This window comes from Streptomyces sp. A012304, from assembly GCF_026008495.1.
In the GTDB taxonomy this organism is placed as follows: domain Bacteria; phylum Actinomycetota; class Actinomycetes; order Streptomycetales; family Streptomycetaceae; genus Streptomyces.
This window is the reverse complement of sequence record NZ_BQUN01000092.1, coordinates 148,771-159,957: the sequence shown is the minus strand read 5'-3', so window position 1 is coordinate 159,957 and position 11,187 is coordinate 148,771. Positions and strand designations below refer to the sequence as shown.

The following is an 11,187-nucleotide window of genomic DNA, read 5'->3' as shown; positions in this document are numbered from 1 at the left end:
GCTTTGATGGCCTCTGTCTGGTACGGGCGGGGCGTGAACGTCTCGGGCGTATCAGACAACTCGGTCACCTCGGCTCTCGGTTGCGGGGTTCTGCGGGGATGTTGCGGGGATGTCTGCGGGGATGTCCCGCCGAAGCCATCTGCTTTCTGAGCAGGGCGTTTGCGGGGTTTGCGGGGTTCTCCGGAATGTTTCGGAGGGTCTACACGTATGGGGAGAACCATTTATGCGGTGACGCATGCACACGCTTGTTGCATGTGATGTACGTGATGCGCGTCCGTATAGGGGGAGAGTGCCAGCCATTCCGGACTTCCCCGTAACCCCGTAAACGGGCAGGTCACCGGCCGCTTGGGCTTCCCGGGAACTTTCCCGCAGATGCGGGGTTCTCGCGCTCACCGGCCGCTTCCCCACTGCTCGACGCGCCAGCGGTTCTGCTTCAGGTTCCGGTCGTAGACAAGGACGATCTTCAGATCCTCGTAGTAGCGACCTTCCCTGGCCTTCAGCCAGTGCCCGAGCTGCTTGGGCGACGGCACGTCGCCGTTGTGGAGCCGAGGAACCGATTCCTTCAGGCCCAGCAGTTCCTTGGCCGTGACCGCCCGTCCGGCCAGGTCCGCCTTGGAGTTCCACTCCGTCAGGAACGCGGCCCACTCCTGGGCTTCGTCGTCGAGGAAGGTGGCCTGGTTGTCACGGTCAGCGAGCCATCCGGGAACGCCGAGGTAGTCGAGGATCCCGGCCATCACGGACGCCCAGCGGGAGTAGTCGCCCATGCGGGTATTGATGGTGTTCGCGCCGGCGGCGAGCCAGCCGCGGACCATGGTGACGAGGGCGGCGACGACGGTGGACGCGTTCTGCTCCAGCCAGGCCCGCAGGTCTCCGACAGTGAAGTTGTCGCGCTGGTCGGGGTTTGGGCAGTTCGGGTCCAGGCGTACCCAGAGGGTGCGGCGCGCGTTGTCCCCGGCGGTGCGGATGTTGTTGCCGGTGAGGACCCACAGCCGGTCGTTGGGCATGGTGATGGAGGTGGTGCTGCCTAGAAGGCGGTCGCTCCACTTGGCGCTGGTCAGGAGCGAGGAGAGGATGGCCGACCTGATGACGCTGCCGTTGGGCAGGTTGTCCATGGCGATGACGGGGTCGCCGCAGTCCCACAGCTTCGCGGTGATCGACTTGCGGAGCTCGGCGTCGTTCTCCGGCCAGGGCGTTTCGGCGAGCCCGTAGACGTAGCCGAAGGCGTCCTTGAGGAGGGTCTTGCCGGAGGCCTGGGAGGTGCTGGTGATGAGGACGAGCGGCGTCGGCCCTGGCACGTAGGGGCGGATGATCGGGGACAGCAGTGCCCCGAGGTACTGGGCGCGGTCGGAGTCGTCGACGAACGGGAAGTCGGCCAGCATCTGCCCAAGGACGATGTCCTTGGCGCGCTGTACGGACTCTGCGGTGACCTGCGGTTGGAGGCGACGCAGCGGCACCCGGGGGTGCAGGTAGAGGCCGGTGCCCCGGTCGTATCCGGGGGCCTGGACGAGGGTTCCGTCCGGTCGCACGACGGGTGAGGTGACGACGCCCCGGAGCGGCAGGAGCGGCCAGTCCTTGCGGCCGAGGATGGTGCCGCAGGTCTTCGGCATGACCAGTTCGCGGACTTCCTTGGTGCCCTCGGTCAGCGGGTCGCGGACGACCTGGTAGGTGGTGACGTGCTCGGCGAGGTACGCCCGGAGGTTGTCCGTGCCGAGCTGCTTGACGAGGGGGTTGCCCTGGTCGTCCTCGTACACCCAGCACGGGCCGGTCGACCGCTTGTACAGGCCGGGGAGCTTCTGCTCGCTCATGATGGCGAGGAGGCCCTCGATGGCGTCGGCCTCGTTGGTGATGTCGAGTTCGGGCTTGACGGGAACGATGTGGAGGTCCGGGCCGCCGGCTGTGTCCTGCTCTTCCGGGTCCGGGAGGTTGTCGGGGTCGAGGGCGGACGAACCGTCGGTGAACGGACCGGTCTGCCGAGGGACCGACCGCAGGCGCTGACGCGGCGGCTCGGATCCGTACCCCTTGCTGCGGAGATCGGTGGCGGCGCGCTTGAACGCCTCCAGGGTGGTGCCGCCCTGGGTGAGCAGGGTGTACGCGGCGAACTTGTCGTAGGGCGTCTCCGTCTCGAACACGGTGGACGTGCTGAACACGTACAGCCGGTCTCGGTCGGAGGCGTGGCCGGTGGTGGCGGAGATCCCGCGCGGCTTGCCCTTGCGCCGCCAGTAGGTCGTCTGGCCGCGCGTGAAGATCGGGTCGAACTCCTCGCCGATGATCTCCGTCCAGTTGGCTCTGTTCTCGAAGTCGTCACCGGGCCGCACGTAGCCGGCGGGCAGTTCGCGCTTCGGTCGCGGGGCGGTCTTCGCCTTCTCCTCGGCGGGCATCGCGTCGAAGGCCTGGCACAGGGCGTAGATCGCGTCGAGGTCTTCCGGTTCGACGACGGCCATGGTGGTGGGGCCGCCGGCGAGTCGGATGTAGGGCTCACCGCTGGGGTGCGTGGGGCCGTGCGACGGGGCGATGACGACGAAGCCGCCCTCACCTCGGGTCTCGATGAGAACCCGCACGATCTTGATGTTGGGTTTCTCGGCGACGCGCTGACGCTCTTCCGGCGTGTACTCGTCTTCGTGTGCGAGGCGGCGGGCGAGCTTCTTGTTCGCGGCGACCGGCCTGCCCTTGACGATGACCTTGTAGTGAACGCCGCCGGAGGGCGACTGGTCGGCCCAGCCGGTGGTGACGGCCTGCCAGAGGTCACCGAGCCCGCTGTTGTTGGCGAGCTCGGCGACCCCGTCGAGGAGGCCTTCCTTGATGGCCAGGCCCTCGAACTCGATGAGTTCGATGTTGCCCGAGACGGCGCCGGTGACGATGCCGATGCCGGTACGCCGGCCGTCACCGAACCATCGGTCGTGTTCTTCGGGGGTGGAACGGTCGACCTTGTACTGGGTCCAGCCGCGGACGTCTGGGGCCTTGCTGCCGTCGGGCCGGACGGGCAGTACGCACAGACCGGCGTCGTGCAGCTCGCGGGCGGAAGCCCGGAGGTCGGGGGTCTGTGCGTCGTTCAACGGGACTCTCCGGTGCAGCGGACGGGGTGGTCGGTGCGGATGGTGTCGACGAACGGCTTGACGTCGTCGCCGTAGACGGGCCCCTCGATGGGCTGGGTGCAGCCGGGGCGGAGGCACTCGTAGCGGGCGCGGATGCCTTCGAGGTCGACGAACAGGGCGTCGGCGATGGCATCGCCCTGTCGGGTGGACGGGGCGGCCGGCGCTGAACCGGGAGTCAGCCGGTGCACGGGCCAGCCGGGCCCGGGCGGGGTCTCGGGCAGGCCGCGCAAGGCGTTCGGGGTGTGGGCGGGGCAGCGGTGGCCGGGCAGGTAGTGGCGGACGCCGTCGACTTCCTTGCAGTGCCGTCGCTCCGCGCCGATCCAGTGGCCGCACTCGGGGCGGGTGCTCTCCTTCACGCCGCCTCCCGGCGGCTCGCGGCGAACGCCGTGCGGATCACCGCGCGCTGCTCGTCGGTCAGCGGCGGGGCGGCGTCGACGATGCGGTCGATGCGCGCCCAGTAGGCGGCGTTGCGGGCGGGGTCGGCGAAGCGGACGGGACGGTCGGGTCGGGCCGGGCGGCCGGGGGTGTCCACGAGCTGCACACCCCCGGCCGCCGCCTCGGCGGGCAACGCCGTCACGAGCGGGCCTCCGTGATGGCGCGGATCCGGCGGTCATCCGCCTCACGGTCGAGGCGAGCGATCTCCGGGTCACCCTCGAAGTCGTCGGCCGCGCTCTCCTCGGCGTGGACTACGACGGACTCCAACTCCGCGACGAACCCGCGCATCGCGTCCAGCGCCTGGCGGGCCTCCGCCGGGCTCAGCTCGCCCGTAGCGGTCCCGTAGTCGATCCAGACGCGGGTCTCACGGCCGTAGGCCTGCGGCTTGTCGTTGGTGACGACGACCTGCGCGGCGAGCCACGGCAGTTGGGCGTTCTCCTCACGGCTGTACGAGGAGTCGATGTCGCGCATGGCGGTCTCGACCCGGACGGCGGCGTGCCACTCCGGAGCGTTCGGGGTGTTGTGGTCGTTGATGCAGTCGGGGGTGCAGCCCCAGCGGAGCATCCACTCGGCGCCGCGCTGGGCGGCGGTGAGCGGGTAGCCCTCGGGTTTCTGGGCCTGGCGCAGCTCGGCGGTCATGGCCTCGACGAACTGGGCGGCCAGTTCGGGCGTGTATCGCTCCGGCAGGGCGGACTGCATGGCCTCGGCAACAGCCGAGGGGAGGGCGGCTATGACTCTTTCGAGGCTCGCGGTCAGGACCCGGTCCGTCATCTCGTCGCCGGGGGACTTGCGCTGCTGGGCGTCCCACCGGCGGGCGAGGGCTGCGATTCTGTCGAGCTGCTTGTGCTGCTCGACGACCTTGGCCAGCAGGTGGGCTGGGGTGACCACCTGAAGGTCACCCTGGTTCCCGTGGGTGCTGGCGACCAGCGTGGGCTGGCCGGTCTCGAGGTCGTTCATCACCTCTGCGGTGAGGCTGGCGGTGACGCTCTGCTCGGGCAGGGTCGACGCGGGTGGCGCGGAAATGGCAAGATTGCTCATGAGCGCGTTCCGTTTCTTACTTCGCGGTGGAGATGGATTGCTCTTCTGGAGAGGCCGGCTGGTACCCGGCCTCTTCGTCGTTTCCGGCTGGCGCCCCCGTCTGGTACACGGGGGCGGCGCCGAAGTGGGTGGCCCGTGGCCTTGCCACTGTCAGGCCGTTTCCCTCTCGTCGGGTGACGAGGATCGTTGGCGTAGGGACTCAAGAAGGTCGGCGTAGGCAAGTGCGGCCTCGCCACGTGGCTTGCGCGTCCCACGTTCCCAGCGCCACACGGTGGACTGGTCCACCCCGCAGGCCTGGGCTACTTCACCGATCGAAAGCTGTGCTGCCACCCGCAACTGCTCGGCCTCCCCGGTGGACAGGGCCGAGCGCAGGTCAGCGAGACGCAGCGCTTGCGCTTGTGCCATGCCCACACCCTAGCCATACCCTTGCCATTCAGGCAATGGAGTGACAGAAGTGGCTAACCGCTAAGGCTTCCCTAAGTCTTGCCAATGCCTTGCCGATGCGGGCAGGATGATGCCGTGGACGACTACCTGAACCCCCCACCGGGATGGCACTACTCAGTGCACCCGTGGCACGCCCTGGACGACATCCCAGACTTGCCCGAGCTCATGCAGGTGGGCACAGTCCTGCTCCCTGAGTTCTTCCACCTGGCTGTTGGGACCGAGGCCATGTGGGGCGAGGGATGGCCCGGGGACGACGACTTCGCGCTGTTTCTTCACTTCCACGTCTTCGAGGGTGAGCTGACGCTAAGCGAAGCCCGCAGCGCTGGGGCAGACCTGCCAATCGCCTACGAGAAGTTCCGAAAGATCGTCCCAACCGGGCGTTGGAAGCCCATGGCCGTAGCGCTGATGACCCGCTACCTCGCCGCCTTTATGGAAGAGGGCGGCAGGCCAGACGCAGACATGGCGCCCGCTCACGGACCTCGCGCAGTGGTCGCGTATGAAAATCGGCCCAGTGCCGCGATGCGGTGGATTGAAAAGCTTCAGTCGCAAGCAGCCGAGGCATACGCGCTCGCCCGCGACCAGCCCGCCGCCGCGCCAGGCAAGCGTAAGCGGAACAGGATCACTGATGACTTCCTGCACGAGGTGGCGAAGATCTACCTATCAGCTGACAAGATCGGCTTGCCGCCGACGCGAGAAGTGGCAAACCATTTCCATGCCCCCCACTCGACAGCGGCCAAGTGGGTGTCCAGCGCCCGTCGTAAGGGCTTCCTCCCGCCCCCTGGAGTGAGGCCGCTCACCGATAACGAAGCGCAAAGTGTCCTCAATGAACGACGCATTGAGCTCGAATGGCTGATCGACGAGAGTGGCATCCAGCATGCGATCGGCGAGGAGAAGGACCCTCAGAAGAAGGCGGACTACGAGAAGATGCTCAAAGACGCCGAGGAAGAACTCGCCCGGTTGGGCCGGCTCCCCGGGGACTCCGACTGAGTCACGCGCTGCCCCGTTTCCATGCGAAGACGACGGCGTCGTAGTCGAAGTACCCGCCGTCCGGCATCCGCCCCGGGCGCGGGGTCTTCAGCGTCACCTCGACCAGCGACCGCAGCACGGTGCGCTGCCGGTCCAGGGGCATCGCCCGCCACGCCTTCCGTGGGTCCTTCGCCCCCACCAGCTCCACCAGTGGATCCACCTGCGCCGCCCGGGCAAGCTGCTGCGTGACCCCCTCCAGTTGCGCGCGCGCCGTGTCCGTGCCCTCGGTGAACTGCACCTCGTCGATCTGGCCGGCCCCGTACATGCCCGCCAGGTTCCGCATCCGCCCCCGGATCCCCTCGGCCTCCGCCTGCAGGGCGGCCACGTCCACGTCGTCGGGGGCGGGCAGCAGCAACTCGTGCGCGTCGTCGCGTGACAGCCGCTCGACGATCGTGTCCTCGACGTACTGGTCGACGACCTCGGCCCGCCGGCCGCCGCCGTGAGCGGTCTGGCACCGGTAGCTGGGATACAGGCGCCCGCCGGACTGGGTGACGTACACGAACTCGGTGCAGTCCCCGCGGCCGCACCGGTACAGCAGCGACCCCAGCCACTTCGGCGTAGCCCCGGGTGTCGTCCTGCGATCCGGGTTCTTCAGGATCGCCACGACGGCCCTGTACTTCGTCTCCTCGACGATCGGGTCCCACTTGCCGCGGCCGACCTCCTCGCCCCGGTAGACGGCGATCCCGGCGTTCCTGGGGCGCAGCAGCATGTCCCGCAGGTCCTGGTGGGTGACCGGGTTCCCGCGCGTCGTGGTGACGCCCTTGTCGGCGCACCACTTCACGAGCGACCGGATCGACCCTCCGGAGAGGATCTCGTCCGTCCAGTAGCGCAAGGCCTCAGCCTCCTCGGGCACGGCCTTGAGCATGTCGAGGACGGGCACCTCGGTCTCCTCGCCGGTCTTCCGGTCGGCGACGGTGCGCGTCTCCCCGGTGGGCATGCCCCACCCGAACGGGCGGATGCCGCCCATCCACTCCCCGGCGAGGGCCTTCTGCCGGCGGGCACGGGCGACGCGCTCGCCCTTGTGCTCGGATTCCTGGCGGGCGACGGCGCCGAGGATCCGCGCGGTCATCCTCCCGGACGGCGTGGCGAGGTCGATCTCGCCGGCCTGCACGGTGTGGGTGGAGACGCCGCGCCGCTCGCACACGTCGATGTAGCCCTCCAGCTCGGTCGGCGAGCGGTGGAGGCGGTCGGTGTGCCAGGCGATGACGACGGTCGCCTTTCCCTCGTCGAGGTCGGCGAGCATCCGGGCGTAGTCCTTGCGCTTGCTGCCCTTCCTGAAGGCGCTCACGTCGTTGTCGACGTACACCTCGACGACGTCCCACCCGTTACGCAGCGCGAGGGCTTCGCAGTCCTCGCGCTGGCGGTCGACGCCGAGGCCTGCGCCGGTGCGGTCCTGGCTGATGCGGCAATAGATGACGGCGCGCGTGCGGGCGCCCCCCGTTGGAGTGGGCTTCATGCCCGAAGTCTGCACCCCTAGTGGTGTCTTTGTCTCAGGTTCGGGAAGACGACCCTGCTCAGTGCCTTGTTGGGGCTGGTCGGACCCGGGGAGCGGATCGTGCTCGCGGAGGACTCGGCGGAGCTGCGCCCCGATCATCCGCATGTCGTGCGGCTGGAGACCAGACCGGCCAACCAGGAGGGGGCGGGGCTCGTCACGCTCGAGGACCTGGTGCGGCAGGCCCTGCGGATGCGGCCGGACCGGCTGGTCGTGGGCGAGGTGCGCGGGCCGGAGGTCGTCCATCTGCTGGCCGCGCTCAACACCGGACACGAGGGCGGTTGCGGGACCGTCCACGCGAATGCCGCCGCGGACGTCCCGGCCCGCCTGGAGGCGCTCGGCACGGCGGCCGGGCTCGACCGGGCCGCGCTGCACAGTCAGTTGGCGGCCGCGCTGTCGGTGGTGCTGCATCTGGCGCGCGATCCGGCAGGTCGGCGGCGGATCGCCGAGGTTCATGTGCTGGAGCGCGACTCCGGCGGGCTGGTGCGGACGGTTCCGGCGCTGCGATGGCAGGCGGAGGCCTTCGCCCACGAGCGGGGCTGGGAGCGGCTGAGGGAGCTGCTGCGGGGTGACGGGAGCGAGTCAGGTGAACGGGACGGGAGCGGTGATGAACGTATGGGGTGAGGTGCCGATGGCTGCGGCCGTCGCCTGCGTCGGAGCGGCGGCCTGGCTGTGGGGCGGACCGTATTCGGCGGCCCGGCGGGCACAGTTGCTGCTCGCGGGAGGCGGGGTGGTCGGCAGTGGGCCTCCGTCGTGGCAGGACCTCGCGGGGGAGCTGCGGCGGATGCGCGGGCGGTGGCGGCCCGAGTGGTGGTCGCTGGTCCTCGGGCTGGCCGTGGCGGTGCTGGGTGCCTCGGTGCTGCCGGTCGTCGCGGGGGCGGCCGGAGTGCCTTTGGCGCGTCGGATGCGGCGGGTTCGTGAGGCGCGCCGGGCGGGGGAGCGCCGTGCGGACGCGGTGATCGCGCTGTGCGCGGCGCTCGCCGGGGAGGTACGTGCGGGGCGGCAGCCGGGCGAGGCCTTGCAGAGGGCCGCCCGCGACTCCGGGGGACTGGGCGCGGCGCAGGCGGCGGTGCTGGCGGCGGCCAGGTTCGGCGGGGACGTGCCCGGTGCGCTCGCGGTCGCGGCACGGCGGCCGGGCGCCGACGGACTGCTGGGGCTCGCGGCGTGCTGGCGGGTGGCCGTCGACCAGGGCGCAGGTCTCGCGGCTGGACTCGACCGCCTCGAAGGGGCGCTGCGCGCGGAACGCGACCTACGGGCCGATCTGCGAGCGCAGTTGGCGGGCGCCCGTGCCACGGCGGTGATGCTCGCCGGCCTTCCGGTCCTGGGCCTGCTCCTCGGGACCGCGCTTGGCGCCGACCCGCTGCATGTCCTGCTGCACACCGGGCCGGGGCTGGGGTGCCTGCTCGTCGGCGGAGCACTGGAGACGGTGGGCCTGTGGTGGGCGGCGCGGATCGTGCGCGGAGCGGAGGCGAAATGAGTGCGGAGGTTGTCCACAGGCTGGGGGTGACGGTGGGGATCGCGCTGGTCCTCGGATGGGCGGGGCGCTGGCTGAAGGCCGTCAGACAGGAGCGCAGGACGCGGCAGCGGCTGGCCGAGCTGCTGGCCGTCTCGGCGACGACGGAGACGGCGCGTCCTGGAGTGCGGGAGGCCGCGCGGCGATGGCTGCCTGAGGTGACGGTGGTGGGCGCCGGATGGGTGGTGGGCGGTGACCTCATCGGTCTCGCCCTGGGGCTGGTCGGCGCGGTGGGGCTGTGGCGGTGGCGCCGTCGACGGCAGCCGGACGGTTCCGTGAGTGAGGCCGACGCACGGGCCGCGGCCCGGCAACTCCCACTCGCCGCGGACCTGTTGGCGGCCTGCATCGCGGCGGGAGCCGGTCCGGTGGTCGCGGCCCAGGCGGTGGGTGAGGCGCTGGGCGGCCCCGTCGGGGAGGGGCTGGCGCGGGGCGCGGCCGAGGTGCGGCTGGGCGGGGAACCCGCCACCGCATGGCGGAGATTGGCCTCGGCGCCGGGCGCGGCTGCCCTGGCTCGGCTGCTGGAGCGGGCCGACGAGTCGGGGTTGCCGGCCGCCGGACCGGTCGCCCGGCTCGCCGCCGACGCCCGCGCCGACTGGGCCCGCGCCGGGACGACCCGGGCACGCCGGGCGGCCGTCATGGTCACCGCACCCGTCGGGCTGTGTTTCCTGCCCGCCTTCATCGCCGTGGGCATCGCGCCCGTCGTGATCGGCCTGGCGGGCGGGGCGCTGGGAGGGGACGGCCCCTGACCGAGGAATGAAAGGGACCGAAACCGACAGAGCAAGACTGAAGCGCAAACCAATACAGCCCGAACAAATCGACACATCGCGAATGAGCAGGAACGAACCTTACGGGGGTTGAGATGAGCAAGGCGGTACGGGCACGGCTGCGTGCCCTGGTGCGCAGGCTGCGTGCGGCGCGGCGGGACGCGGGCATGGTGACGTCCGAGTACGCGATGGGCATCGTCGCGGCGGTGGCGTTCGCGGTGCTCCTCTACAAGGTGGTGACGAGCGGGGCGGTCACCGCGGAGCTGGAAGGCATCGTGAAACGAGCCCTCAGTGCGGGGGCGTGAGTACGGATGGCGGCGGGGCGCGGACCGGGGGTTCGTGACGGCGGAGTCGGCCGTGGTGCTGCCGGTACTGGTGGCGTTCGTGATGGCGCTGGTGTGGGGGCTGCTCGTCATGGCCGCTCAGATCCAGTGCGTGGACGCGGCCAGGACCGGCGCCCGGGCGGCGGCACGGCAGGACCCGCCCGACGCGGTCGTCGCGGCGGCCCGGGCGGCGGCCCCGAGCGGGGCGCGGGTATCGGTCAGCCGGGAGGGCGACCAGGTCCGGGTGGTGGTCGTGGCGAGGCCACCGCTACTGCGGGGGCTGCCGTTCGAGGTGCGGGAGGAGGCCGTGGCGGCGACGGAGGACGCGCCGGCGAGGTGGGAGACCGGGTCATGAGCGCCTGCGGGGTGGGAGACGGGGCCATGATCGGCCGCGGGCTGGGAGACGAGAGCGTAAGAGCCGGCGGGGCGGGGGACGGGAGCATGAGAGCCCGCAAGGCGGGAGATGGGGGCATAAAAGCCCGCGGGCTGGGGGACGGGGGCATGAGAGCCCGCAGGGCGGGAGATGGGGGCGTGAGAGCCCGCGGGCTGGGGGACGGGGCCGTGAGGGGTGCCGGCAGCCGCCGCACCGACTGTCCTGGCGGAGCGGGGAGGCTGGGGCGCCCTGAGGCAGGCCGGGGCCGGTGCGGGCGCTCCGACCGGGGCTCGGCCACCGTCTGGAGCCTCGGTGCGCTCGCCGTGCTGTGTGTGGTGTTCGGCGTGGTCCTCGCCCTGGGCCAGGCCGTCGCCGCCCGGCACCGGGCCGCCGGGGGTGCCGACCTCGCGGCACTGGCGGCCGCCGACCACTGGACGGACGGCCCCACGGCGGCCTGTGCCCGGGCTGACCGAGTGGCCCGGGCCCAGGGCACGCGGCTCGTGCGGTGCACCATGGTGGGCGAGATCTCGGACGTGACGGCCGCCTCGGGCCGGGGCCCGTTCAAAGCCGAGGCCAGGGCACGGGCGGGCCCTGCGGGGGCGGTGCCGCCGGTTTCTGGGGAGGCCTCGAGGGGGTCCGAGCCAGTGCCGCCGGTATCGGGAAGGGCGCTGCCCAGACCGGGGCCGG

Annotated in this window: 12 protein-coding genes and 1 pseudogene; 7 read left to right on the top strand and 6 right to left on the bottom strand. The window is 71.1% G+C overall.

Translation table 11 applies throughout. From position 1 onward, the window contains the following. Positions 1 to 389: 389 nt before the first annotated feature. The 5 genes from ALMP_RS19935 to ALMP_RS19915 form a co-directional block, all read right to left on the bottom strand. Positions 390 to 3,053, bottom strand: coding sequence for a bifunctional DNA primase/polymerase (locus ALMP_RS19935; RefSeq protein WP_264930160.1), 2,664 nt, complete (start codon positions 3,051 to 3,053; stop codon positions 390 to 392). Then, positions 3,050 to 3,448, bottom strand: a complete 399-nt coding sequence (locus tag ALMP_RS19930) for a hypothetical protein (protein ID WP_264930159.1) — start codon at positions 3,446 to 3,448, stop codon at positions 3,050 to 3,052. Before ALMP_RS19930 ends, ALMP_RS19935 begins: the two co-directional genes overlap by 4 nt. Then, on the bottom strand, positions 3,445 to 3,669 hold the full coding sequence (locus ALMP_RS19925) for a hypothetical protein (RefSeq protein ID WP_264930158.1): 225 nt from the start codon (positions 3,667 to 3,669) through the stop codon (positions 3,445 to 3,447). Before ALMP_RS19925 ends, ALMP_RS19930 begins: the two co-directional genes overlap by 4 nt. After that, positions 3,666 to 4,565 (bottom strand): hypothetical protein, encoded by a 900-nt coding sequence (locus tag ALMP_RS19920; protein ID WP_264930157.1) that lies wholly within the window; start codon positions 4,563 to 4,565, stop codon positions 3,666 to 3,668. The genes ALMP_RS19925 and ALMP_RS19920 overlap by 4 nt, the downstream gene beginning before the upstream one ends. 150 nt (positions 4,566 to 4,715) lie before the next feature. Further along, positions 4,716 to 4,970: a helix-turn-helix transcriptional regulator gene (locus ALMP_RS19915; protein WP_264930156.1), complete on the bottom strand. Its 255-nt coding sequence runs from the start codon at positions 4,968 to 4,970 to the stop codon at positions 4,716 to 4,718. A gap of 114 nt (positions 4,971 to 5,084) precedes the next feature. Between ALMP_RS19915 and ALMP_RS19910 the strand changes: the two genes are divergently transcribed. Continuing rightward, the gene (locus ALMP_RS19910; RefSeq protein WP_264930155.1) at positions 5,085 to 5,996 is read left to right on the top strand and encodes a hypothetical protein; all 912 of its coding nucleotides are present in this window, start codon (positions 5,085 to 5,087) and stop codon (positions 5,994 to 5,996) included. Position 5,997: 1 nt separating this feature from the next. On the opposite strand, the gene ALMP_RS19905 is transcribed toward ALMP_RS19910, so the two are convergent. Next, on the bottom strand, positions 5,998 to 7,491 hold the full coding sequence (locus ALMP_RS19905; protein ID WP_264930154.1) for a recombinase family protein: 1,494 nt from the start codon (positions 7,489 to 7,491) through the stop codon (positions 5,998 to 6,000). A 42-nt stretch (positions 7,492 to 7,533) separates the two neighbouring features. Between ALMP_RS19905 and ALMP_RS19900 the strand changes: the two are divergent. The 6 genes and pseudogenes from ALMP_RS19900 to ALMP_RS19875 form a co-directional block, all read left to right on the top strand. Further along, positions 7,534 to 8,151: pseudogene (locus ALMP_RS19900) on the top strand (CpaF family protein); the annotation flags it as partial. After that, positions 8,135 to 9,004: a type II secretion system F family protein gene (locus ALMP_RS19895; RefSeq protein ID WP_264930153.1), complete on the top strand. Its 870-nt coding sequence runs from the start codon at positions 8,135 to 8,137 to the stop codon at positions 9,002 to 9,004. The pseudogene ALMP_RS19900 and the gene ALMP_RS19895, both read left to right, overlap by 17 nt. Continuing rightward, positions 9,001 to 9,786, top strand: a complete 786-nt coding sequence (locus ALMP_RS19890; protein WP_264930152.1) for a type II secretion system F family protein — start codon at positions 9,001 to 9,003, stop codon at positions 9,784 to 9,786. The genes ALMP_RS19895 and ALMP_RS19890 overlap by 4 nt, the downstream gene beginning before the upstream one ends. A gap of 113 nt (positions 9,787 to 9,899) precedes the next feature. Beyond that, positions 9,900 to 10,109, top strand: coding sequence for a DUF4244 domain-containing protein (locus tag ALMP_RS19885; RefSeq protein WP_264930151.1), 210 nt, complete (start codon positions 9,900 to 9,902; stop codon positions 10,107 to 10,109). Then, a complete protein-coding gene (locus ALMP_RS19880; protein ID WP_264930150.1) occupies positions 10,096 to 10,482 on the top strand; it encodes a TadE family type IV pilus minor pilin in 387 nt (128 codons plus the stop codon). The genes ALMP_RS19885 and ALMP_RS19880 overlap by 14 nt, the downstream gene beginning before the upstream one ends. 257 nt (positions 10,483 to 10,739) lie before the next feature. Next, positions 10,740 to 11,187 (top strand): Rv3654c family TadE-like protein (locus tag ALMP_RS19875; RefSeq protein ID WP_375803507.1); only part of this gene is annotated, 448 nt, incomplete at its 3' end.

Bases quoted from the DNA above. Each gene is read 5' to 3' on its own strand.
- ALMP_RS19890 (WP_264930152.1), top strand. From the start codon at position 9,001: ATGAGTGCGGAGGTTGTCCACAGGCTGGGGGTGACGGTGGGGATCGCG.
- ALMP_RS19905 (WP_264930154.1), bottom strand. From the start codon at position 7,491: ATGAAGCCCACTCCAACGGGGGGCGCCCGCACGCGCGCCGTCATCTAT.
- ALMP_RS19920 (WP_264930157.1), bottom strand. From the start codon at position 4,565: ATGAGCAATCTTGCCATTTCCGCGCCACCCGCGTCGACCCTGCCCGAG.
- ALMP_RS19885 (WP_264930151.1), top strand. From the start codon at position 9,900: ATGAGCAAGGCGGTACGGGCACGGCTGCGTGCCCTGGTGCGCAGGCTG.
- ALMP_RS19915 (WP_264930156.1), bottom strand. From the start codon at position 4,970: ATGGCACAAGCGCAAGCGCTGCGTCTCGCTGACCTGCGCTCGGCCCTG.
- ALMP_RS19895 (WP_264930153.1), top strand. From the start codon at position 8,135: ATGAACGTATGGGGTGAGGTGCCGATGGCTGCGGCCGTCGCCTGCGTC.